This window comes from Streptomyces sp. NPDC046977, from assembly GCF_040644455.1.
In the GTDB taxonomy this organism is placed as follows: Bacteria; Actinomycetota; Actinomycetes; order Streptomycetales; family Streptomycetaceae; genus Actinacidiphila.
The window spans coordinates 1-21,934 of the sequence record NZ_JBEYWO010000020.1 but is presented as its reverse complement, the minus strand read 5'-3'; the positions used below and the strand labels follow the sequence as shown (position 1 = coordinate 21,934).

General features: G+C 73.1%; 19 protein-coding genes. 12 read left to right on the top strand and 7 right to left on the bottom strand.

Annotation, left to right across the window (positions count from 1 at the left end):
- Window positions 1–20 precede the first annotated feature (20 nt).
- Window positions 21–1,478: a PLP-dependent aminotransferase family protein gene (locus ABZ883_RS26935; RefSeq protein WP_360910414.1), complete on the bottom strand. Its 1,458-nt coding sequence runs from the start codon at window positions 1,476–1,478 to the stop codon at window positions 21–23.
- On the opposite strand from ABZ883_RS26935, the gene ABZ883_RS26930 reads away from it, so the two are divergent.
- The 7 genes from ABZ883_RS26930 (at window position 1,477) to ABZ883_RS26900 (ending at window position 6,972) form a co-directional block, all read left to right on the top strand.
- Window positions 1,477–2,418: a DMT family transporter gene (locus ABZ883_RS26930; protein WP_360910412.1), complete on the top strand. Its 942-nt coding sequence runs from the start codon at window positions 1,477–1,479 to the stop codon at window positions 2,416–2,418. The two genes, ABZ883_RS26935 and ABZ883_RS26930, sit on opposite strands and share 2 nt — an antisense overlap.
- Before the next feature lie 92 nt (window positions 2,419–2,510).
- A complete protein-coding gene (locus tag ABZ883_RS26925) occupies window positions 2,511–3,089 on the top strand; it encodes a DUF5134 domain-containing protein (protein ID WP_360910410.1) in 579 nt (192 codons plus the stop codon).
- Window positions 3,090–3,184: 95 nt separating this feature from the next.
- Window positions 3,185–4,123, top strand: coding sequence for a M56 family metallopeptidase (locus ABZ883_RS26920; RefSeq protein ID WP_360910408.1), 939 nt, complete (start codon window positions 3,185–3,187; stop codon window positions 4,121–4,123).
- A gap of 10 nt (window positions 4,124–4,133) precedes the next feature.
- Entirely contained in the window at window positions 4,134–4,841 is a 708-nt protein-coding gene (locus tag ABZ883_RS26915; protein ID WP_360910406.1) for a phosphatase PAP2 family protein, read from the top strand.
- A 103-nt stretch (window positions 4,842–4,944) separates the two neighbouring features.
- Window positions 4,945–5,355, top strand: a complete 411-nt coding sequence (locus ABZ883_RS26910) for an ester cyclase (protein ID WP_360910404.1) — start codon at window positions 4,945–4,947, stop codon at window positions 5,353–5,355.
- A gap of 108 nt (window positions 5,356–5,463) precedes the next feature.
- The gene (locus ABZ883_RS26905; protein WP_360910402.1) at window positions 5,464–6,168 is read left to right on the top strand and encodes an HAD-IA family hydrolase; all 705 of its coding nucleotides are present in this window, start codon (window positions 5,464–5,466) and stop codon (window positions 6,166–6,168) included.
- 156 nt (window positions 6,169–6,324) lie between these two features.
- On the top strand, window positions 6,325–6,972 hold the full coding sequence (locus ABZ883_RS26900) for a helix-turn-helix domain-containing protein (protein ID WP_360910400.1): 648 nt from the start codon (window positions 6,325–6,327) through the stop codon (window positions 6,970–6,972).
- On the opposite strand, the gene ABZ883_RS26895 is transcribed toward ABZ883_RS26900, so the two are convergent.
- Complete coding sequence (locus ABZ883_RS26895; RefSeq protein WP_360910723.1) at window positions 6,963–8,306, bottom strand: hypothetical protein; 1,344 nt, start codon at window positions 8,304–8,306, stop codon at window positions 6,963–6,965. The two genes, ABZ883_RS26900 and ABZ883_RS26895, sit on opposite strands and share 10 nt — an antisense overlap.
- Before the next feature lie 223 nt (window positions 8,307–8,529).
- Between ABZ883_RS26895 and ABZ883_RS26890 the strand changes: the two genes are divergently transcribed.
- The 3 genes from ABZ883_RS26890 (at window position 8,530) to ABZ883_RS26880 (ending at window position 12,070) form a co-directional block, all read left to right on the top strand.
- Window positions 8,530–9,132, top strand: a complete 603-nt coding sequence (locus ABZ883_RS26890; protein WP_360910721.1) for a DUF305 domain-containing protein — start codon at window positions 8,530–8,532, stop codon at window positions 9,130–9,132.
- 109 nt (window positions 9,133–9,241) lie between these two features.
- Window positions 9,242–10,591 (top strand): FAD-dependent oxidoreductase, encoded by a 1,350-nt coding sequence (locus ABZ883_RS26885; protein WP_360910398.1) that lies wholly within the window; start codon window positions 9,242–9,244, stop codon window positions 10,589–10,591.
- Window positions 10,592–10,693: 102 nt separating this feature from the next.
- Window positions 10,694–12,070 carry a nucleobase:cation symporter-2 family protein gene (locus ABZ883_RS26880; RefSeq protein ID WP_360910396.1) on the top strand — a complete coding sequence of 459 codons (1,377 nt, stop codon included), beginning with the start codon at window positions 10,694–10,696 and terminating at the stop codon, window positions 12,068–12,070.
- Window positions 12,071–12,090: 20 nt separating this feature from the next.
- Here ABZ883_RS26880 and ABZ883_RS26875 read toward each other — a convergent pair whose 3' ends face one another.
- From ABZ883_RS26875 to ABZ883_RS26865, 3 genes are all read right to left on the bottom strand, one after another.
- Window positions 12,091–12,768, bottom strand: coding sequence for a uracil-DNA glycosylase (locus ABZ883_RS26875; RefSeq protein ID WP_360910394.1), 678 nt, complete (start codon window positions 12,766–12,768; stop codon window positions 12,091–12,093).
- A gap of 141 nt (window positions 12,769–12,909) precedes the next feature.
- A complete protein-coding gene (locus ABZ883_RS26870; RefSeq protein WP_360910392.1) occupies window positions 12,910–16,359 on the bottom strand; it encodes a phosphodiester glycosidase family protein in 3,450 nt (1,149 codons plus the stop codon).
- 221 nt (window positions 16,360–16,580) lie between these two features.
- A complete protein-coding gene (locus ABZ883_RS26865; protein ID WP_360910390.1) occupies window positions 16,581–17,450 on the bottom strand; it encodes an alpha/beta hydrolase in 870 nt (289 codons plus the stop codon).
- Between the two features lie 82 nt (window positions 17,451–17,532).
- Here ABZ883_RS26865 and ABZ883_RS26860 point away from each other — a divergent pair, with 82 nt between their 5' ends.
- Window positions 17,533–18,369 (top strand): phospholipid scramblase-related protein, encoded by an 837-nt coding sequence (locus ABZ883_RS26860; protein ID WP_360910388.1) that lies wholly within the window; start codon window positions 17,533–17,535, stop codon window positions 18,367–18,369.
- A 128-nt stretch (window positions 18,370–18,497) separates the two neighbouring features.
- Complete coding sequence (locus tag ABZ883_RS26855; protein ID WP_360910386.1) at window positions 18,498–19,373, top strand: hypothetical protein; 876 nt, start codon at window positions 18,498–18,500, stop codon at window positions 19,371–19,373.
- A gap of 98 nt (window positions 19,374–19,471) precedes the next feature.
- Here ABZ883_RS26855 and ABZ883_RS26850 read toward each other — a convergent pair whose 3' ends face one another.
- Both ABZ883_RS26850 and ABZ883_RS26845 read right to left on the bottom strand, forming a co-directional pair.
- Window positions 19,472–20,509, bottom strand: coding sequence for a lactonase family protein (locus ABZ883_RS26850; RefSeq protein ID WP_360910384.1), 1,038 nt, complete (start codon window positions 20,507–20,509; stop codon window positions 19,472–19,474).
- 78 nt (window positions 20,510–20,587) lie between these two features.
- Window positions 20,588–21,817: a nitric oxide synthase oxygenase gene (locus tag ABZ883_RS26845; RefSeq protein ID WP_360910382.1), complete on the bottom strand. Its 1,230-nt coding sequence runs from the start codon at window positions 21,815–21,817 to the stop codon at window positions 20,588–20,590.
- Window positions 21,818–21,934 lie beyond the last annotated feature (117 nt).

Here is a 21,934-nt window from a genome sequence, read left to right as displayed (position 1 = left end):
CGGGTCGGGCCGGGGCGCGCTCAGCCGGCGGCCGTGACACCGGCCTCCGCGCACGCGGCGGCGAAGCGGCGCACACCGTCGGCGATCTCGTCGGTGCCGGTGGTGTCGGCGAAGCTGAGGCGGACGTACGGGCCCGGTGCCTCGGCGGCGAAGTAGGGACGGCCGGGGGCGACGGCCGTGCCCGCGCGCAGCGAGGCGGCGGCGAGGGCGGTCTCGTCGGTGCCGTCGGGCAGCCGCAGCCAGAACTGGTAGCCACCCGTGGGCGGCCGGACGGCGGCGGCGAGGGCGGGCAGGTGCCGGTGGAGGGCGGCGAGCATCGCGTCACGGCGCTCGCGCAGTCCCGCGGAGACCGCGCGCAGGTGGCGCGGCCAGGCGGGGGCACCGACGAGTTCGAGGGTGGCCTCCTGGAGCGGCCGGGGCACGAAGAAGCTGTCGACGACCTGGATCGCGCGCAGCCGCTCCATGACCGGCCCCCGGGCGACGAGGGCGCCGACCCGCAGGCTGGGCGCGGTCGGTTTGGTCAGCGAGGTGACGTGGACGACCGCGCCGTACGGGTCGTCGGCGACGAGCGGCGGCGGGAGCGGCCCGCCGTGGCCGAGGCGGCGCGCGAAGTCGTCCTCGACGACGAACGCGCCGGCGGCGTGCGCGATCTCGGTGACGTGGCGGCGCCGGGCAGCGGCGAGCACGGTGCCGGTCGGGTTCTGGAACAGCGGCTGGCAGAAGAAGACCCGGGCGCCGGTCGCGGCGAAGGCCTCGGCCAGCAGGTCGGGCCGTACCCCGTCGTCGTCCATGGGCACCGGTACGGGCCGCAGTCCCGCGGCGCGGGCGACCGCCAGGGCGCCCGGGTAGGTGGGCGACTCCATGAGCACCGGGGCGCCGGGCGGCGCGAGGGCCCGCAGCGCGGTGGTGAGCGCCGCCTGGCCGCCCGCCGTGACGAGGACGTGGGCGGGGCCGAAGTCCCCGCCGGGGCCGCCGGTCTCGCGGGCGAACCAGGTGCGCAGCGCGGTCAGCCCCTCCAGCGGGGGCCGTTCCCATGCGCCGGGGCGGCGGGCGGCGCGGGCGAGGGCGGCACCGAGGGCCTGCTCGGGCTGGAGGGAGGGGTGCAGGTAGCCGCCGTTGAAGGCGATGACGCCGGGCGGTGGCACCGCGAGGCTCGTGGTGACCCCGGAGGCGTCGACGACCCGCGGCGCGGGCTCGCCGTGCTGCTCCTCGGCGGTGAGGGCCACCTGCTGCCAGGAGGTGTCGACGGACCGGGCGTCCCCGGCCCCTTGCTGCGCGCGATAGGCGCCGGCGCCGGGCCGGGTGACCACGAGCCCTTCCGCGGCGAGGGCGGCGAGGGCCCGCGAGACGGTGACCGGGGAGACCCCGAAGCGTTCGACCAGGGCACGGCTGGACGGCAGCTTCTCGCCGGGAGAGTAGCGGTGCAGCTGATGCCGCAGGGATTCTGCGAGATTCCGCGAACTGCTACCGTTGTCCATGACAGCACAGAATAGCGCTACTGCCCGCACGCGGATAGCGGTCACCGGTCACAAAACGACGCCGGGCGGATCCCGCGGCGGCACGGCTCTCGGCGGCACGGCCCTGGCGGGCCTCGGCGTCGCCGCCTTCTCCCTCACCTTCCCCGCGACGCACTGGGCGCTGACCGGCTTCGGCCCCTGGACGGCGGCAACGGTCAGGGGCGTCCTGGCGGCCGCCGTCGCCGGTGTGTGCCTGGCGGTGGCGCGCGTGCCGGTGCCGCAGCGGCGGCACTGGGCGGGGCTCGCGGTCGTCACGGCCGGGGTCGTGCTGGGTTTTCCGCTGCTGACGACGCTGGCGCTGCGCACCACCGGCACCTCGCACGCCGCCGTCGTGGTCGGCGCGCTCCCGCTGGTCACCGCCGCGTTCGCCGCCGTACGCACCGGGGCGCGGCCGTCGCCGCTGTTCTGGACCGCGGCCGTCGCGGGCGGCGCGGTCGTGGTGGGGTTCGCGCTGTGGCAGGGCGGGGGCGCGCCGACCTCCGGCGACCTCTTCCTCTTCGCGTCGCTGGTGGTGTGCGCGGCGGGCTACGTGGAGGGCGGCCGGCTGGCCTCCGTGATGCCCGGCTGGCAGGTGATCGGCTGGGCGCTCGTGGCGGCGCTGCCGCTGACGGTGCCCGCGGCGCTGGTCTCCCTGACCGCGGAGCCCGTGCACGCGGACGTCCGGGCGGTCGCCGGGCTGGTGTGGGTGTCGCTGGTGTCGCAGTTCCTCGGGCTGATGGTCTGGTATCGCGGGATGGCCGCGATCGGCGTCGCCCGCGCGAGCCAACTGCAGTTGGCGCAGCCGCTGCTGACGCTCGTGTGGGCGGCCGCGCTGCTGGGCGAGGACCTGGGGGCGCTGACCGCGCCGGCGGCGGTGGCCGTGCTCGTGTGCGTCGCGGTGACGCAGCGTGCCCGCAGCTGAGCCGGTGCCGCGCCCCCCTATGCCCCCATGCGCGGGGGTTCGCGCCGCCGGGCGGGGGCATCCTCGGTTCAGGAGCCGAAGGGGGTCGGGTCATGCACGGACCACCGCTGGTGGCCTGGCTGCTCGTGGCGCTGGGTGCGGCGACGGCCGCCTACTGCCTGGTGCGCACACGGCCCGGGTGCCCGGGTACGACACGCGAGGAACGCGAGCAGCGGAGCGCGGCGCGGGCCGAGGCGCTGATGGGCGCCGGCATGGCGGTGATGGCGGTGCCGGTGTCGGTCCTGGACCAGCCGCCCTGGGCGTCCGCGGTCCTCGCGGTGGTCTTCGGTGTCGCGGCGGTGCGGTCGCTGGTGCTGGTCCGGCGGAACGCGCATCATCTGCACCACGCGGTGGGCGCGGTCGCGATGGTCTACATGGCCGCCGCCATGGAGGGCGCCGGCGGCTCGGCGCACGCGGGGCACGGCGCGATGGGCGCGCCCCTGCTGACCGGACTGCTGCTGGTGTACTTCGCGGTCTACGTGCTCGCGGCGGGCGTGCGCCTGGTGTCGGTCCCGGTCGCGCCGGCGACGGGCGCGGCAGGCGCGGTCGCGGTGCGGCACGCGCCCGAGCTCGCCTCGGCCTGCCGGGTGTCGATGGGGATCGGCATGTTCGCGATGCTGCTGACACTGTGACGGGACGCCGCGCCGCCGTGACGCCCGTGAGGCGTACGTCACTTTAGGGCGCGGCAGCGTACCGGGGGGCCGGGCCGCCCTCATAGTGTGGCGCCATGACGGTCCCGCTGGTGCTGCTGCTGCTCGGTGCGACGGCAGCGGCCACGGCCCCGCGCCTGCTGACCCGGGCCGGATGGCCGGAACGCGAACCCGTCCTGGCCCTGTGGGTGTGGCAGTGCGTGGTCGGCGCGGTGCTGCTGTGCTGCTTCCTGGCGATGGCGCTGAGCGCGTGCGCCGCGTGGGAGTGGCTGCGCGGCGGGCTGTTCGCCTTCGCGCCGAACGGGGTGGTGGAGGCGTACGGGCTCTCCGGCCACGGCTCGTGGGCGGGGTATCTGGCCGTGCTGCTGGCCTGCGGCGGCGCCTGGACGGGTGCCATGCTCGCCCGCGAGATCCGTACGGCGCGCACCCGGCAGCGCAGGCGGCGCGCCGAACTGCGCGTGCGGTCGCCGCGGCTGCCCGGCGAGGCGGCGGGGTTCGGCGAGCGGCTGGTCGTCCTGGAGGACGCGCGGCCGGAGGCCTGGTGGCTGGCCGGGCAACGGCCCCAACTGGTCATCACCACCGGCGCCCTGCGTCGCCTGAAGGGCCGTCAGCTCGATGCCGTCCTCGCGCACGAGCAGGGACACGCCCGGGCCCGGCACGACGTGCTCCTGCACTGCGCGGGGGCACTGGCGGCCGGCTTCCCGCAGATCCCGGTCTTCGCGGGCTTCCGCCACCAGGTGCACCACCTGATCGAACTGGCCGCCGACGACATCGCCTCGCGCCGCTTCGGCGGGCTCACGACAGCCCTCGCCCTGGTCGAACTCAACGAGGACCGCGGGGTGTTCGGCCCCGGCCCGGCGCTGTCCGGCCATCTGCCCGGCCGGGTCAGCCGGCTGCTGGACCCGGCGCCGCGGCTGACCCGGCTCGGCCGCGCCCAGGCCTCCGCCTGCGCCCTGCTCATCCCGTTCGTCCCCCTGCTCGTCGCGTTCGGCCCCGGGATCGGCGCCCTGACGTAGTCTCGGGCGCATGCACGCCCCACCCGCCCCCGCCGTCATCCGGGGCGGTGGCCCGCGCGCCGTGTGCCTGCGGTACTGCGCCGCGACGACCGCCGTCTTCCTGCTGCTCCTGGCGCTCGTGGCGGACCGATGGGCCCCGCTGACGGACACCGACCGCCGCATCGCCGTCGCGTTCCACGCCTTCGGGGTCCGCCACCCCGGCTGGACCCGGGTCAACCGGGTGCTGTCGGACCATGTCTGGGACCCCTCGACCATGCGCGCCCTGCTGGCGGTCTGCCTGCTCGTGCTGCTGTGGCGGCGGGCCGGGCGGCAGGCGCTGTGGCTCGCCCTGTGCGGCGTCCTCGGCTGGGTCCTCCAGCAGGCCGTCAAGGCCGCGGTGGGACGCCCCCGCCCCCACTGGCCGGACCCGCTCGCCACAGCGCCCTACGCGGCGTTCCCGTCGGGGCACGCCATGACGGCCGCCATCGGCTGCGGCGCCCTGGTGTGGGTGTTCCATCTGCGCTGCCCGGGGGCCGGGGTCCTGCTGCGCGCCGCCGTGTGGTCCCTGGCCGCGGTCTCGGTCGCCGGTGTCGGCCTCACCCGGGTCTACCTGGGCGTCCACTGGCCCAGCGACGTCGTCGGCGGCTGGCTGCTGGGGGCCGCGGTGCTCACCGGGACCGCGGCACTCTGCCAACCCTGGCGCACACCGGCACCACCGCCCGGCGGCCGGGACGCCTGACGCGGCGCGCGGCGCCCTTCGCGCCTACCGTGGGAAGTGGAAGGGGCGGGCACACGGCCCTTCGTTCGTGGGTGCCCGCGGTCCCGACGTCAGGGAGCACCACATGTCGCGAGAATCCAACCTCTCCATCCTGGAGCACTTCGGCTCGGCGGTGAACGACGGCCGGCTCGGCGAGATCGACTCCTATGTGGCACCCGGTTCCGTCGACCACGACCCGGCGCCGGGCCAGGTTCCGGGCCCCGAGGGGTACGAGGAGATGTTCGCGGGGATGCGGACGGCCTTCCCCGATCTGCACATCGACGTCGAGCACGTCCTGGCCACCGACGACGAGATCGCCTTCGCGTACACCGTCACCGGTACCCATCTCGGCGAGCTGATGGGGCACCCGCCGACCGGCCGGACGGTGAGCTACCGGGGCATGCAGATCAGCCGCGTCAAGGACGGCAAGCTCGTCGAGCGCTGGGGCAGCAGCGACGAGCTGGGGATGCTGCGGCAGCTCGGCCTGGCCGACTGACCCCGCCGGGCGCAACCGGCCGGACGCAACCGGCCGGACAGCCGCGGTTCGGCCTGACGTGACCGCCCCGTGACGTCCCCGCGGGGCGGGTCGGGGAGGATGCCGGACATGACCATCAAGGGATTCATGTTCGACTTCTCCGGGACACTGCTGCGCGTGGAGCCCACGGAGAGCTGGCTGCGTGCGGTCGTCGCGGAGCTCGGCATCCCACTGGGGGAAGCGGAGTTGGCGGCCTGGGCGGAGCGCCTGGAGCACGTCGGCGCGCTGCCGGGCGGTGTCGGGCCGCGACGCGTTCCCGCGCATCTGGCCCAGGTGTGGGGCGAACGGGACCTGTCGGCCGCTCACCACAGGGCCGCCTACACCGGTCTGGCGCGCGAGGCGGAGCTGCCGTGGGACGACGCCGACGTCATCTACGACGCGCTGTACGAGCGGCACATGCGGCCGGAGGCGTGGACGCCGTACCCGGACACCGCCGAGGTGCTCGGCGAGCTGCGCCGGCGCGGGGTGCCGGTGGCCGTGGTGAGCAACATCGGGTGGGACCTGCGGCCGGTCTTCCGCGCGCACGGCTTGGACGGCCTCGTGGACGCCTTCGTGCTGAGTTACGAGCACGAGGTGCAGAAGCCGGACCCGCGGCTGTTCGCGATCGCCTGCGAGGCGCTGGGCCTGCCGCCGGAGCGCGTCGCCATGGTGGGCGACGACCGGCGGGCGGACGGCGGCGCGGCGGCGCTGGGATGCACGGTGCGCCTGGTGGACCATCTGCCCGCGGAGCAGCGCCCGGCGGGGCTGCTGCCGGTGCTGGAGCTGACCGGCTGACGAGGACAGGGGCTCAAGGGCTCGAGCGTGACCCGGCGGTCCCCCGCGCCGCCGGGTCACGGCCCTGATATCCCCGCGTTCGCGCCCGCGCACAGGGCTCGCGCGAGCCCGACCCCGAGTACATTGGCCCGGAGCCAGTCAACGCAGGAGTAAAGCATGTCCCCTCGGCGACCGTCGGTCAACGAAGAGATGCGGCGCCGTTCGCGGGAACGGCTGTTGCGGGCGACCGTCGAGCTGGTCGAGGAACGCGGCTACGAGGCCACGACCCTCGGCGACATCGCCGACCGGGCGGGCACGGCGCGCGGACTGGTCTCGTACTACTTCCCGGGCAAACGCCAGTTACTTCAGTCGGCGGCCCACCGGCTGATGCACACCGAGCTGTCCGCGGCGCTGGAGCGGCGACCGGTCCCCGCCGACGGACGTGAACTGCTGGCCCGCGCGATCGACAGCGTGCTGGGACTGCCGGGGCGGTTCCCCGTCCTGATGCGCGCGCACATGGCGGGCATCCTGCAGACGGCCGGCTTCAGCGAGTGCGCCGAGCGCCAGCGCCTGGCGGAGCTGCTGCGCGGTGCCGTGGAGGCGTGGGGCTCCCCCGACCCCGAGCCCGACTACCGCATGCTGCGCGCGCAGTTGATGGGCGGGGTCTTCGCCCAGCTGATCCCGGGCGCGCCGATGCCACTGCCCCATCTGCGGAACGACCTGTTCGGGCGCTACGGACTGGACTGGGAGCTCGGCGTGCCGCCGGGCGGCCCCGAAGGGCTGCCACCCGGCGGCACACCACGGCCGGACCCCGCTCAGCGGTAGTCGGGCTGGGTCTGCACGTTGAGCTCGGCGAGCCGGACACCGCGGGCGCTGTCGGTGCGCCGGTCGGAGATCCGCAGGACGTCGAAGCCCTTGGCGATGTCGTTCGAGTAGATGTAGCCGTTGTAGTAGTAGGCGCTCCACGAGCCACCGAGCACGAGCGAGTCGGTGGACAGCGGACCGCGCTCGAAGAAGCCGATCTCACGGGGACGCGAGGAGTCGGTGAAGTCCCAGACGGACAGGCCGCCCTGGTACCAGGCCTGGACCATGATGTCGCGGCCCTTGGCCGGGATGAGCGAGCCGTTGTGGGCGACGCAGTTCTCGGTGTCCGCCTGCATGCGCGGGATCTTGTAGTAGCTGCGGAAGACGAGCTTCGGGTGGCCGTGCTTGCGGACGATGTCGTAGATGCCGTCCGCGCCGCGCTGCGGACCGATCAGCGCGTTGCACTCGGCGCCGCCGCCACCGCCGAGTTCGTCGGTGAAGACGACCTTGGTGCCGCGCTCGTTGAAGGTCGCCGAGTGCCAGAACGAGAAGTTGACGTTGTCCTGGACCCGGTCGATCACCTTCGGGCGCACGGGGTCGGAGATGTCCATCAGGATGCCGTCACCCATGCAGGCGCCCGCGGCGAGCCGCAGCTTGGGGAAGACCGTGATGTCGTGGCAGCCGGTCGTCGCGCTCACCTGCGCCTGGGTGTCGGTGCGCGGGACGCCCGGGTTGCCGCCGTCGGGGAAGAGGACGGGGAAGCCGGCGAGGGCGGCCTTCTCGGGGTGCGAGCGGGGGATCTTCACGACGGAGATGCCGTCGTGCGGGGGCTGGCAGTCCGGGAAGGACGCGCTGGGCGCGTACGAGGAGACGTACACGAACAGGTCGCGCTTGCTCGGCACCAGGGTGTGGGTGTGGGAGCCGCAGTTGGTCTCGACGGCGGCGACGTAGCGCGGGTTGGCCTTGTCGCTGATGTCGAAGACCTTGATGCCCTCCCAGGAGGACTTCTCACTGGCGGACTGGCTGGTGCTCGCGCACGAGTTGTCCGAGCGGGAGGAGTCGGTGGAGAGCACCAGCAGGTCGCCGGAGACCGAGACGTCGTTCTGCGAGCCGGGGCACAGCACCTGGCTGACGACCTTGGGGCTGGAGGGGCGGCTGATGTCGTAGACGACGAAGCCGTCGTAGTTGCCGGCGAAGGCGTACTTGCCCTGGAAGGCGAGGTCGGTGTTGAAGTTGGTCAGGGACTGCTTGGGGATGTTCACCAGATGCTCGACGTTGGCGCTGGTCACGACCTCGTCGACGCCGGGTATCGCGCCGTCGGCGGTCGCCGGCGCCGCGGCCCCGAGGCCGAGCAGCAGGAGCGCCGCGGCCACGAGGGCCGCGAGGCGTCTGGGGCGGGTGGGAGAAGTTCCTAAACGCGTCACCGCGTCCTCCAAGGTGTGCGGTCAACATGAAACGATGAAACGACCAAGCCGAAGTATGCTCTTTTCATGCTCGTGTCAAAAGATGCACAATGAGGCAGTGCTCGCGACTCGCTGTGCAGTATTAGTGCTGCTTCCGTTGTCCCTGGCCGCCTCGATGCTCACGCTGAGCGGGTGCGACGGGGGTGGTGACGACGCCAAGGCCGCCGCTCCCTCGGTCATCGCCCCTGGCCGGCCCGGCGAGGACGCGGCCACCTTGTCCGCCGACGAGGCCGCCAAGGCCAGGCCCGACGACACCCCCAACGCCGCCGATCTGTCCTACACGACGAACATGATCGCCCACCATGAGCAGGCGCTGGTCATGGCCGCATACGCGGACACCCGCGCGTCCGGCACCAAGGTGCGCGCCCTGGCCGCGCGCATCGAGGCCGCCCAGGGCCCGGAGATCAAGACGATGGCCGCCTGGCTCAAGGAGAACGGCGGCGCCTCACCGGGCACCGGGCACAACCACGGCCAGGGCCACGACCACGCGTCGATGCCGGGCATGGCGTCCCCCGCGCAGCTGGCCGCACTGCGCGACGCCCGGGGCACGGCCTTCGACCGGCTCTTCCTCCAGCTGATGATCGCCCACCACGAAGGCGCGATCACCATGGCGACGGAGGTGCTGACCGAGGGACGCAACGTCCAGGTCGGCGAGTGGGCGAGCGAGGTGATCGCGCAGCAGACCGCCGAGATCGGCCGAATGCGCGCCTTGACCTGACATCGCGCGCCGCGACACGCCTGCGCCGCCCTGCCCCGGCAGGTGCCCGGTGCGATGCTGGGAAGTGCCCGGCCGCTCCGGCCGTCGCCTCGACCAGGAGGAGGCGCCTGTGCTTCGCATCGCCGTCGTCGGATCAGGTCCCAGCGGGGTGTACACGGCGGAGGCCCTGGCCCGCCAGGACGCGGTCCCCCAGGTCTCGGTGGACGTGCTGGACCGGCTCCCCTGCCCGTACGGCCTGGTCAGGTACGGTGTCGCGCCCGACCACGAGAAGATCAAGTCCCTGCAGGGCAATCTGCGGCGCGTCCTGGAGGACCCGCGGATCCGCTTCCTGGGCAACGTGACGGCCGGCGCGCCCGGGCTGCCCCCCGAGCGCCTGCTGGAGCTGTACCACGCGGTGGTCTACTGCGTGGGCGCCGCCACCGACCGCCGGCTCGGGGTCCCCGGCGAGGACCTGCCGGGCAGCTTCTCCGCGACGCGCTTCGTCTCCTGGTACAGCGCGCACCCGGACGAGGCGCCGGACGAGTTCCTGCTCAGCGCGCGGTCCGCGGTCGTCGTCGGCGTCGGCAATGTCGCCGTGGACGTCGCCCGCATCCTGGCACGCGGCGCCGACGAGCTGCGCCGCACCGACGTCCCCGAAGCGGCCCTGCGCGCCCTGGGGAACAGCCGGGTTCGGGACGTCCACATGGTCGGCAGGCGAGGGCCCTCGCAGGCGAAGTTCACCACCAAGGAGCTGCGCGAACTGGGCGCCCTCGCGGACGCGGACGTGCTGGTCCGGGAGGACGAGCTCGCGCTCGATCCCGCGTACGCCGATCCGGGCGACCTGCCGGCGGTGGCCCGGCGCAATGTCGAGGTGCTGCGCGGCTGGGCCGCGCGCCCGCCCGCCGGGCACCGGCGCCGTATCCATCTGCGCTTCTTCCTGCGCCCGGCCGCGCTGCTGGGCGAGGACAGGGTGGCGGGCGTGCGCTTCGAGCGGACGGTGCCGGACGGGCAGGGCGGGGTGCGCGGCAGCGGCGGGTTCGAGGACATCGACGCGCAGCTCGTGCTGCGTTCGGTCGGCTACCGCGGTGTGGCCATGGAGGGCCTGCCCTTCGACGAGGCGCTGGGCATCGTCCCCAACGAGGAGGGCCGGGTGCTGCGGGACGGCACGCGGTCGCCGGGCGAGTACGTCGCCGGATGGATCAAGCGCGGGCCGACCGGTGTCATCGGCACCAACCGGCCGTGCGCCAAGGAGACCGCCTCGGCGCTGCTCGCGGACGCCGGCGCGCTGCTGGCACGAGGCGAGCGGCCGGCAGACCCGCTGGAGGGCCTGCGTGCGGCGGGGCAGCATCCCGTCGAGTGGACGGGATGGGAGGCCATCGAGGCCGCCGAGGCCGAACTCGGCCGGTCCCTGAACCGGGCGACCGTCAAGATCCCCGACTGGTCGGGGCTGTTGGCGGCCGCGGCCGGCAGCCCGGGGTGACGGTGTGTCAGTACACCAGTCGTCCGGGCACTGCTGACAGTCCCCAGGGGCTCGGGCAGCCGGCACAGCCGCTCATTCGCGCCGCGTTCGAGGAGTCCCCCCATGGCGACGACGTCCCGCCCGCCGGTCCATCCCGTCGACGAAGTCCTGCCGCCCGCCCGGCTCGCCGCGTTCGGCCTGCAGCACGTACTGGCGATGTACGCGGGCGCGGTCGCGGTGCCGCTGATCGTGGGCGGCGCGCTCAAGCTGTCGCCGGCCGACCTGGCGTACCTCATCACGGCGGACCTGCTGGTGTGCGGCATCGCCACCCTGCTGCAGTGCGTCGGCTGGTGGCGCTTCGGCGTACGGCTGCCGATCATGCAGGGCTGCACCTTTGCCGCGGTCTCCCCCATGGTGCTGATCGGCCAGGACGGCGGACTGCCCGCGATCTACGGCTCGGTGATCGTCGCGGGCCTGGCGATGATCCTGCTGGCCCCGGTCTTCGGACGCCTGCTGCACTACTTCCCGCCCGTGGTGACGGGGACCGTGATCCTGGTCATCGGGCTGAGCCTGCTGCCGGTGGCGGGCAACTGGGTCGCGGGCGGGGCCGGTTCCGCCGACTTCGGGGCGCCGCGCAACATCGCGCTGGCGGCCGCCGTGCTGCTCGCGATCGTGCTCATCCAGCGCTTCGCGCCGGGCGTCGTCGCCCGGGTCGCGGTGCTCGCCGGCATCGTCGTCGGGACGGCGGTGGCCGTGCCGCTCGGGTTCACCGACTTCAGCGCGGTCGGCGACGCGCAATGGCTCGGCATCAGCACGCCCTTCCACTTCGGCACCCCCGCCTTCCAGGGCGCCGCAGTGGTCTCCATGCTCGTCGTGGCGCTGGTGACGATGACCGAGACGACCGGCGACATCATCGCCGTCGGCGAACTGACCGGCCGCAAGACGGAGCCCGGCCGGCTCGCGGACGGGCTGCGGGCCGACGGCGTGTCGACCGTGCTGGGCGGGATCTTCAACACCTTCCCGTACACCGCCTACGCGCAGAACGTGGGCCTGGTGGGACTGACCCGGGTGCGCAGCCGGTGGGTGGTGGCCACCGCGGGCGGCATCCTCGTCCTGCTCGGGCTGCTGCCCAAGCTGGGCGCGGTGGTCGCCGCGATCCCGGCGCCGGTGCTGGGCGGCGCGGGGCTGGTGATGTTCGGCACGGTCGCGGCGAGCGGACTGCGCACACTGGCCACCGTGGACTTCCACCGCACCGCCGATCTGATGGTCGTCGCGGTGTCCCTGGCGGTGGGGCTGCTGCCGGTGGGCGTGCCCACGGTGTACGAGAGGTTCCCCGACTGGTTCCGGACGATCATGGACAGCGGTATCAGCGCGGGCTGCGTCACCGCCGTCGCGCTCAATCTGCTCTTCAACCACCTGCCGGGCGGCCGGGCTTCGGCGGACGACGGGATGCCCGACACCGGCGCCCTGCCCGCCGGGGGTGGTGAGCAGGGCACGTAGGCCGCCGGACGGGGCCGGCCCTAGGGAAGCTTCCAGTCGACGGGCTGGGCACCCTGCTGGAGCAGGAGGTCGTTGGCCCGGCTGAAGGGGCGCGACCCGAAGAAACCGCGGTCCGCGGACATCGGGGAGGGATGCGCCGACTCGATCGCCGGCAGGCTCCCGAGCAGGGGGCGGGCGTTGCGGGCGTCGCGGCCCCAGAGGATCGACACCAACGGCTTGCCGCGCGCCGCCAGGGCGCGAATGGCCTGCTCGGTCACTTCCTCCCAGCCCTTGCCGCGATGCGCTCCGGGGTTGCGGGGAGCCGTGGTCAGCGCCCTGTTGAGCAGCAGCACGCCCTGCCGGGTCCAGGGCGTCAGGTCGCCGTTCGACGGCCGGGGCAGGCCGAGGTCCGACTGGAGCTCCCGGTAGATGTTCTCCAGGCTCCCGGGCAGTTGGCGCACCTCCGCGGCGACGGCGAAGCTGTGCCCGATGGCCATGCCCGGCGTCGGGTAGGGGTCCTGCCCGACGATCAGCACCCTCACCTCGTCAAAAGGCTGCTGGAACGCCCGCAGGACATGCTGCCCGGCCGGCAGGTAGGTCCGGCCCGCCGCGATCTCCGCCCGCAGGAAGTCACCCATCCCCGCGATGCGTTCGGCGACGGGCGCGAGGGCCTCGGCCCAGCGGGGTTCGACAAGTTCACTCAATGGTCGTGCTGCCACGGGCGTCACCCTACCGGCCCACACCGACACACTCTGACCGGCGGCGAGGCCCCGGGCACCGCACCCGTGAAGCACCGAGGGCGAGCACGTGGTGTGTGCTCGCCCTCGGTCACGCGGTTGCGCGGGTGATGCGGGTGTGGGTCAGCCCTGCGGCAGGACCTGGATGGTCTTGGAGGTGGTGATCGGCGCCAGCGACGCGTCGTCGGTGTAGGGACGCATGGAGTCGTTCGTGACGGTGACGGTCACCGTGCCGGGGTTGAGCGCGGTGAGGACGCGGGTCTGCGGGTCGAGGATGGCGGTCTTGCCCTTGCGGCGGGCGTCGTTGACCGCGTCCTGGCCGGTACCGATGGCCAGGTTCGACGAACCGGTCCAGTTCACCGACATCGGGTAGCGCAGCGGCACGACACGCGAGCCCGTCGCCACACCCTGCGGCTGCACGATGCTGCCGGAGATCTGCGCGGTCTCGCCGGCCTTGACGGTCTCGGGGGTGTTGAGGGTGATGGACTGGGCGAAGGCGCGCACGTCGGCCTGGATCCACTGCTGGCGCGCGTTGCGGTGCGAGTCGACGGACCAGTCGACCCAGCCGGTGAAGCCACCGCGGTCCGGGGTGCCGTAGGGGTCCTTGCCCGAGGAGGGCAGGACCATGTAGGGGACGCCCTCGACGTGGTGGACGTTGGCGATCTGCGCGTGCGAGCCGACCATGACGGCGCCCTTGCCGGAGTCGTCACGGAAGTCGGTCAGCAGGCTCTCCACGAGCGCGACCTCGTCGCGGTCACCGAGCTGGCTGGACTTGGTCTCCGCCGGGTCGTCCACCGGGTGGTGGGCGAACACCGCGACATTGTCGATCGACTTGTCGTCCTTGGCGTCGGCCAGGGCCTGCTGGAGCATCGGGAGCTGGTCCCAGGCGGTGCTGCGCAGCGAGCCCAGCGAGCTGGCGAGCAGGATGAAGCGGGTGCCCTTGTGGTCGAAGGTGCGGTAGGGCTTGCCGAACTCGGCGGTGAAGTTCGTCAGGTCCGACTGCACGTTGTTCAGGCCGTAGGACTCGTGGTTGCCCGGCACGTAGTAGCAGGGGATGGACCCGGCAGCCGGGTCCGGGGTGCTGTCCGCGGCGGGCTCCTGGCCGACCGGGATCAGGTCGCAGCCGGCGTCGGTGAGGACCTGGTGGGCCAGCTTGAGGTCCTGCGGCAGACCGCGGTCGGTGATGTCGCCGTTGAGGACGAGCAGGTCCGGGTGGGTCGTGCGGATCTTGTGGATCGCGGCGGTGGCCACCTGGGTGAGCGCCGGGCTGTCGGCGGTGAACTGCACATCGGACAGGGTCGCGAACTGCCAGGTGCTGCTGCCCTTGAGGAGCGACCCGTCATCGGAGACCAGCGGGTCCGGCCTCAGGTCCGGCTGCGCCGGCAGGTCCATCGACGTCGGGACGTCCGCCTCGATCCGGTCCAGGACGAACGAGCCCGCCTTCTGCTGCGCCACGCTGGTGTTGATGCCCTGGAAGCTCGAGATCGAGATCGGGAACTTCGTACCGGCCGGAACATCGAAGTTCGCGTACTGCCAGTTGTCACTCGCGGACAGACCCGTGCCGTACACACCGACACTCTTGCCGGACGAGTCCGTGTACGCGACGTAGGTCAGACCGCTCGGCACGCTGATGCTGGACTTGATCCGCACCCGCAGACGCAGCGGCTGACCCGGCACCGCGACGCGCGTGCCGGTGCTGATGCCCACGTTGCGCATGGCGTTGAAGTCGATCCGCAGGCCCTCGGGGGCCTTCGAGAACGTCGTGGCCGCGGTGCTGTTGTTGCGCCAGCGGGCCAGCACGTCGTCGTCGAAGTCGTAGACCGTCTTCGTCTGCACACCGATCGTGATCGGCAGCTGGGCGGTCTGACCGGCGACCGAGATCTTCAGGATCGTGCTCGCGTTGGCCAGAGGGGTGATCCGCAGCTTGCCGTCCACGGCCTTGATGTCGACCACGTCGTGGTCGTAGTCGAGCGAGAGGTCCTGCGGGTCGATCGGGGCCGTGTAGCCCTCCACGTCACGACCCGTCACGGAGACCGTCGTCGCGTCGGCAGGCGTCGCGGAGGCGATCGACAGCAGCTGCGAGGAGGGCTCCACGCTCGCCAGCGGGCCGAGGACGGAGACCGTGCCGTGCCCCTGCACACTGCCGGACTTCGCGTCGACGGTGACCGGGCCGTGCGCCTGGGGCGCGGTGAGGGTGGCGCCGTCGACGGACGCCTCGCGGGCCGACCACTGCACGGACGACGGGTCGACCGTCACCGGCGTCTGGTGGCTGTCGACACCCTCCGCGGAGAGCGTGCGGTGCAGGCCGGGGAAGACCTTCACCTCACCGTCGGCGGACGCCGCACCGGCCGCGGGCTTGACGAGCAGCTGGCGCAGCTTGCCGTCGCCCTTCGTCACGAACACGCCGACACCGTTGGGGTCGTTGCGCTCGTGGCCGTCGGACGGGACGTTCCGGACGGTCGCGGAGTCGTCGCCGAGACCGCGGGCGACCATGGTGGACGAGCCGCCGCCGTCGAGGTTGACCGCGGTCTCCACGCCCATCGCGGCGAGGTCGCGCGCTTCCTTGTCGATCCCGACGCCGCCCTTGCCGGTGCCGCCCGGGCCGTCCCAGGTGGCGAGGACGAGGGTCTTGCCGCCGTCCTTGAAACCGAGCGCGGTGCGCGGGGCGATCGAGGTGTCGAGGCCCTTGACGACCTGGCCGCCGGCGACGATGGTGCCGCCGTGGCCGATCGCGAACTGCATGGTCTTGGCGGCGTTGTCGGCGAGCGCGTAGCTGAGGGTCGCCGGGTCGCCGGGCTGCAGCGCGCGGATCGCGGTCGCCGCGGCGCCGCGGCCGACGAGCACGAAGCTGCCGTCCGGAATCGCGCCGGAACCGGCCGGACCGCTCGGGGTGACCGACACGACCGAGCCGTTGGTGACCAGGGCCTCGGCGATCTGGTCGTTCGCCACGCCCGTCAGGCCGTTGTTGCGGCTGTAGGTGCCCCATGCGGGCGTGAACGCGACCATGCCGTCGGCGGGGATGCCGCCGCCGTTCGCGGCGTTGATCGACAGGACCTTGTGGTCCGCGTCCGCGAACTTCGCCGTCGTGTTGACCGTGAGGTCCACGAGCTGGGCGATGCCGTCCTTGCTGACGCCGACGTGCTTGCGGCCGCCGGAGATGTCGGCGGTCTTGACGAGCTGCCCGTTCTGGACCTCGCCGCCGAGCGCCGCGTTGGAGTTGCCGATGTCGAAGAAGTCGCCGTTCACGCCCGCGACGGCGCCGGCCTTGTTGACGGCGTCGCTGAGCGGCCCGCCGGACGCGACCGGTCCGGAGCTCAGCAGGTCCGTGCCGACCGCGCTGTTGGACAGGTCGACGGTGAGGAACTGCGCGTCGTACCAGCCCTTCTGGTCGACGGCCTTGACGTGCTGGAGGCCGATGCCCGGGCCGATCTTCTCTGAGGTGTTGACCAGGGGGATGCCGCCGGTGACGGGCGCGGGCCGGCTGCTGTCCGCGTACGCCACGGCAGGTGCGGCCGCCAGCGCGGTCGCCGTGGCGAGCACCACGAGCAGTGGCCTTGCACGCCGATGGTTCACGACCATCAATTTCATGGGAACCTCGGATCGGAAGGGACACGGAGGCATGCCTCCGCCGCACCCGTTTCGATCATGGGTGCGGATCCGATTAGAGAGATCCTGTGAAGAGCGCACATGACGTCTTCACCATCAAGCAATGAACCCTGGCTGTGGCCTTGTGTGTACGGCCCACGGGTTTCGTACCGTCAGCATCCCCGTCATCTTGCGTCGCTCGGCACCTCTCAGCCCTCGGAGGGATCGGAGAGAAACGCCTCCAAGGCCTCCAGCCAGGCGCGGGGTTGGTCGATGTGGGCCATGTGGCCCGCTTCCTCGACGACCGAGGCCCGTGCGCCCGGGATCAGTTCGAGCGTGGGCTCCACAAGGCCGACGGGGAAGGTCATGTCCTGCCGCCCGTGCAGCAGGAGGAGGGGGATGCCGGAGTCCGCGAGGCGCCGGGGCGCGTCCGGAAGGCGGGGGCCGGGCAGTGTGCCGGCCTGCCAGGGCCGCATCCACTCCCCGGAGAACCGGACGCCGGCGAGGACGTCGAGGTAGCCGGGCAGGGCGTCCGGGCGCCAAACGTTCGCCGGTGCGGCGGCCAGTGCCGCGGCGCGGGTGAGTCCGGCGCCCGACAGCGACGGGTCGGCCCACACACCGGCCTCGGCGGCCATGCGCTCGGTGCGTTCGTGCCAGCCGTCGAACGCGTCCTCGGGCACGGGCAGGACGCTGCTGGACGCGACCACCAACCGGCGGACGCGCTCCGGCGCCGCCAGTGCGAGCCGCTGGGCGATCAGCCCTCCGTACGAGAAGCCGAGGACGTCCGCCCGCTCGATCCCCAGCGCGTCCAGCAGCCGCACGAGGTCGGTGGTCGCCGCCCCGGGGGTGTACGCGCCGTCGGCCAGTCCGCGGGTGGAACGCCCGCAGCCGCGCAGGTCCGGCAGGACGATCCGGCGGTGACCGGCGAGCCGGGCGAGGGGTTCCCGCAGATAACTGTGGTCCCAGTCGGGGCCTCCGTGGATCACCAGCAACGGCCGCTCGGCGCAGTAACCGCTCTGCGCCACGAACAGTTCCACGACCGGGTCGTCCGACACCGGCACCAGCGATTCGGCGAACATCCGCCCAGTGTGCCCGCGCCACCGGTCCCTGGTGCGGCGCACCGGCAACGGCGGTGTCGGTGGCAGCCGTTACCCTGCCCGGGTGACGACGCAATCGAACACCCCGGCGGGCTGGTACGCGGACCCGCACGGCACCCAGAATCTGCTGCGCTACTGGGACGGGTCCCAGTGGACGGAGCACACCCACGCGGGCCAGCAGCCCCCGGCACCGACCAAGGAGAATCCCTGGGAGCTGGGCGTGGACGGCGGCCACGACGCCTCGCGCATCCAGCGGCAGGTGCAGCAGCAGGCGGGCCTCACCCCGGCGGCGCCGGGCGGCGGCACGCTGTTCAGCGAGCCGGTCCTCGTGGTCAACCAGAAGGCCAAGCTCATCGAGCTGAACAACGAGTACAGCGTGTTCGACCAGAACGGCGCCCAGCTCGGCTCGGTGATCCAGGTCGGCCAGAGCACCGCCCGCAAGGTGCTGCGCTTCGTCTCCAGCGTCGACCAGTTCCTGTCGGTCCGCCTGGAGGTCCGCGACGCGCACGGGCAGCCGCAGTTGCTGCTCACCCGTCCCGCGAAGTTCATCAAGTCGAAGGTCGTCGTTCAGCGCCCGGACGGCACGACGCTCGGTGAGATCGTCCAGCAGAACGCGATCGGCAAGATCAACTTCGCGTTCGAGGTGAACGGCCAGAAAATCGGCGCCATCAAGGCGGAGAACTGGCGGGCCTGGAACTTCGCGATCGTCGACCACGCCGGTACCGAGGTGGCCCGCATCACCAAGACGTGGGAGGGCCTGGCGAAGACGATGTTCACCACGGCCGACAACTACGTGCTGCAGATCCACCGCCCGCTGACGGATCCGCTGCTCAGCATGGTCGTCGCCTCGGCGCTCACCGTCGACACGGCACTGAAGCAGGACTCCCGCGGACTGGGCTGACCGGCCCCCGCGATACGGTGCCGGGCCCTTCCGGGCCCGGCACCGTATCGGGACAGAACCGGACAGGTAACCCCTGGGAAGGACCCGCCCGAACATCAGCGCGCGCAAAGGCACTAGCATGCCTCGCCATGAGCACTGCCGAAGGCCCCGCACCCGGCCTGCCCGTTCGAATGCCGCGCCCCCGCCAGCCCGGGCGGCACCGGCGACCGGAAACGCTGAAGACGCCCGAGGGCGCCCCCGCGCTGGTCCTTGCCGTGCCCGGTACGCCTTCCCCCGCGATACGCAGCCTGGCGGAGGAGATCGTCAGCATCGCCCGTATCGAGCTGGCCGGTCTCGACCCGCGCGTCGGCTACGTCGACGGTGACGGCGACGAGTACCCCTCGCTGGAGTCCGTGCTGACCCAGGCGGCCGCCGAGCGCGGTGAGGAGTCCCCCGCGGCGATCGTGGTGCCGCTGCTGGCCGGCCCCGAGGCGTCGGTCATGCGCCGGCTGCGGCAGGCCGTGATGGACAGCCGCTCCGCGGCCGAGGTCACCGATGTGCTGGGTCCGCACCCGCTGCTCGCCGAGGCGCTGCACGTGCGGCTGTCGGAGGCCGGTCTCGCGCGTGCCGACCGCGCCCGGCTGTTCACGGTCGCCACGGCGGCCGACGGCATCATCCTGGCCACCGTGGGCGGCGAGGAGGCGGTCCAGGCCGCCGGCGTGACCGGCCTGCTGCTGGCCGCGCGGCTCGCCGTGCCGGTGCTGCCCGCCGCGCTGGACATCGAGGGCTCCATCGCCGAGGCCGCCGACCAGCTGCGTTCCTCCGGTTCGCTGACGCTGGCCCTGGCCCCGTACGTGGTCGGCCCGGAGGTCGCCCCCGAGGTGCTGCACGACGCGGGCAAGGAGGCCGGCTGCTCGACCGCCGACGCCCTCGGCCCCTACCCGGCGATCGGCAAGCTCGTGGTGGCCAAGTACACGACGGCCCTGGGCATCCCCCAGTCGCCGGAGGGCGCGCCCATGCCCTGACGGGCCACCCGCCCGTACGACGACGGCGTGGTGGTGCCGCCCCGGAGGCCCCGGGGCGGCACCACCACGCCGTTGTTCGTGGTGCGGTGGGCGGGAGGTCAGCCGAACACGACGCAGGAGGCGGCCGGAACGGACAGCGAGCCGGCGAGCTCGGGCATGCCGGTGGCCGGGTCCACGTCGAACCAGCTGACGTCGCCCGAGCGCTCGTTGGCGGCGTACAGCCTGGTGCCCGACGGGTCGAGGGTCAGGTGGCGGGGCCAGTCGCCGCCGCAGTCCACGGTCCCCAGCAGTTCGAGCGTGTCGCCGTCGGCGTCGACGGAGAGCACGGCGATGCTGTTGTGGCCCCGGTTGGCGGCCCAGGCGAACCGCCCGTCCGGCGAGACGACCAGCTCGGACGGGTAGTTGGGGCCCGTGGCGTCCTCGGGCAGCACGGAGACCTCGGCGACCGGCTTCAGCCGTCCCACTTCGGCGTCCCAGTGACAGACCGTCACGACCGAGGCCAGCTCGTTCATGATGTACGCGCGGTCGCCGCGCGGGTGGAACGTCAGGTGGCGCGGGCCGCTGCCGGAGCGCAGGCCCATCTCCCGCTCGATCTCCAGCTCGCCCGTGGCGGCGTCGAGTTCGCACACGCGCACCGAGTCGGTGCCGAGGTCCACGGTGAGCACCCAGCGGCCCGCCGGGTCCGGCAGCACCATGTGGGCGTGCGGGCCGGTCTGCCGGTCCGGGTCGGGGCCGTCGCCCTCGTGCTCCATCACGTGCCGGGTGGCGCCCGGCTTCCCCTCGCCGTCGACGGGCAGCACGCTGATGGTGCCGGTGCCGTAGTTGGCGGTCAGCAGGTGTCCCTGGTGCAGGCACAGGTGGGTCGGGGAGCCGCCGCCCACCGGCACGACCGCGCCGAGGAGTTCGGGGCGCGCGGGGTCGCTCAGCGAGAACGCGGCGGCGCCGCCGTTCTCCTGCTGCTCGGACACCGCGTACAGGCGCGTGCGGTCCTCCGAGAGGACGAGGAAGGACGGGTCGTCCACCGCGGCGTCGGCGTGCAGCGCCGTCAGCGCCCCCGAGTCGGGGTCGACGGCCGCGGTGGTCAGCCCTTTGCCGCCCGCCGAGGTGAACGACCCGATGTAAACGTGCCCGGCCACTGCCGTACCTCTTCCACTGGTTGTACGTACGGCGGCTGAGAGTAACGCAGTGGCCGGAATCCGCTCCGGTTGCCCCCGTCACACCGTCGTCTCGCCGCGGGCGAGGGCGAGCGCCTGCGGATGGTGCACGTACGCCGGGGTCCGCTCCCCGGTCTCGTAGTAGCGGTGGAACACCCCGGTCGCGGAGCCCGACATGGGCGGCACGATCCACGACCAGTCGGCGGGCACGGTACGGCCCCTGCGCTCCTCGCGGTCGATATGGGCGAGGAAGCGGCGGGACTCGGTGTGGTGGTCGGTGACGGTGGCGCCCACCTGGTCGAAGGAGTGCAGCACGGCCCGGTTGAGCTCGACCAGGGCGCGGTCGCGCCAGAGCGTGCGGTCCTTGGCCGTGTCCAGGCCGAGCGCCTCGGCGACGCGCGGAAGCAGGTCGTAGCGGTCGGTGTCGGCGAAGTTTCGGGCGCCGATCTCGGTGCCCATGTACCAGCCGTTGAAGGGGGCGGCGGGGTAGCAGACCCCGCCGATCTCCAGGCACATGCAGGAGATCGCCGGAACGGCGTGCCAGCGCAGGCCCCACTCCGCGAGCCAGTCGAACTCCGGGTGCACGATCGGGACCTCGAGCACGGCCTCGTCGGGCAACCGGAAGCAGCGCGGCTGCCCGCCGCCCGCCCCCTGGACGATGAGCGGCAGTACGTCGAAGGGCGTACCGGCACCGCCCGACCAGCCGAGGCGCACGGCCGCCTCGGTGATACCGGTGTTGACCGGGTCGCCCACCACGGTGCCGTCCGGCGCGCGGTGGCCCGCGTAGCGGATCAGCTGCTCGTTCCATATCCGCGGTCCCTGCCGCTGCGGGGTGTCCGGGGCGAAGACGGTGATGACCGGGCGGATGCGGCCCTCGTTGGTGGCGGCCCGCAGATGGGCCACGGACTCCAGGGCGACGCCCTCGGCGGTCGTGATGTGCCGGCGGTCGCGGACCTGAAGGGAGTTCCAGTACAGCCGGCCGATGCAGCGGGTGTTGTTCCGCCAGGCGACGCGGGCTCCAAAAACCAGCTCCTCGCGCGTGTGCCGGTACGTGCCCGTCGCCTCGATCTCGGCGAGGACCGCGGCCAGTCTGCGCCCCGGGTCCCCCGCGGCGGGGAACTCCGTGTGGAACTGCCGCACGAAGTCCGCGGCCAGCGCCCGTATGCCGGGTTCCCGGTCCGCGTCGCCGGCCTGGTCGCGGCCGTCCGCCGGCCGCTCCCCCGCCGTGGGCTCCTCCTGCGGCGCGGGGTGCCCGGCCGGGCACCCCGTCACCGGTTCCGGATCCTCCATCCGTATGTGCTGGACGTGGGCGGGGGCGCGGCCCGCCCCCCCCCCCCCCCCCCGGATCGGAGCACCACCCCGCCCCCCACACCCCCACACCCCCCCAACCCCCCACACCCGAGCCCC

Coding starts and splice junctions, on each gene's coding strand:
- ABZ883_RS26865 (WP_360910390.1), bottom strand. CDS start 17,450: ATGTTCGCCGAATCGCTGGTGCCGGTGTCGGACGACCCGGTCGTGGAA.
- ABZ883_RS26920 (WP_360910408.1), top strand. CDS start 3,185: ATGACGGTCCCGCTGGTGCTGCTGCTGCTCGGTGCGACGGCAGCGGCC.
- ABZ883_RS26935 (WP_360910414.1), bottom strand. CDS start 1,478: ATGGACAACGGTAGCAGTTCGCGGAATCTCGCAGAATCCCTGCGGCAT.
- ABZ883_RS26910 (WP_360910404.1), top strand. CDS start 4,945: ATGTCGCGAGAATCCAACCTCTCCATCCTGGAGCACTTCGGCTCGGCG.
- ABZ883_RS26930 (WP_360910412.1), top strand. CDS start 1,477: ATGACAGCACAGAATAGCGCTACTGCCCGCACGCGGATAGCGGTCACC.
- ABZ883_RS26845 (WP_360910382.1), bottom strand. CDS start 21,817: ATGGAGGATCCGGAACCGGTGACGGGGTGCCCGGCCGGGCACCCCGCG.
- ABZ883_RS26855 (WP_360910386.1), top strand. CDS start 18,498: ATGAGCACTGCCGAAGGCCCCGCACCCGGCCTGCCCGTTCGAATGCCG.
- ABZ883_RS26925 (WP_360910410.1), top strand. CDS start 2,511: ATGCACGGACCACCGCTGGTGGCCTGGCTGCTCGTGGCGCTGGGTGCG.
- ABZ883_RS26915 (WP_360910406.1), top strand. CDS start 4,134: ATGCACGCCCCACCCGCCCCCGCCGTCATCCGGGGCGGTGGCCCGCGC.
- ABZ883_RS26890 (WP_360910721.1), top strand. CDS start 8,530: ATGCTCACGCTGAGCGGGTGCGACGGGGGTGGTGACGACGCCAAGGCC.
- ABZ883_RS26905 (WP_360910402.1), top strand. CDS start 5,464: ATGACCATCAAGGGATTCATGTTCGACTTCTCCGGGACACTGCTGCGC.
- ABZ883_RS26900 (WP_360910400.1), top strand. CDS start 6,325: ATGTCCCCTCGGCGACCGTCGGTCAACGAAGAGATGCGGCGCCGTTCG.
- ABZ883_RS26880 (WP_360910396.1), top strand. CDS start 10,694: ATGGCGACGACGTCCCGCCCGCCGGTCCATCCCGTCGACGAAGTCCTG.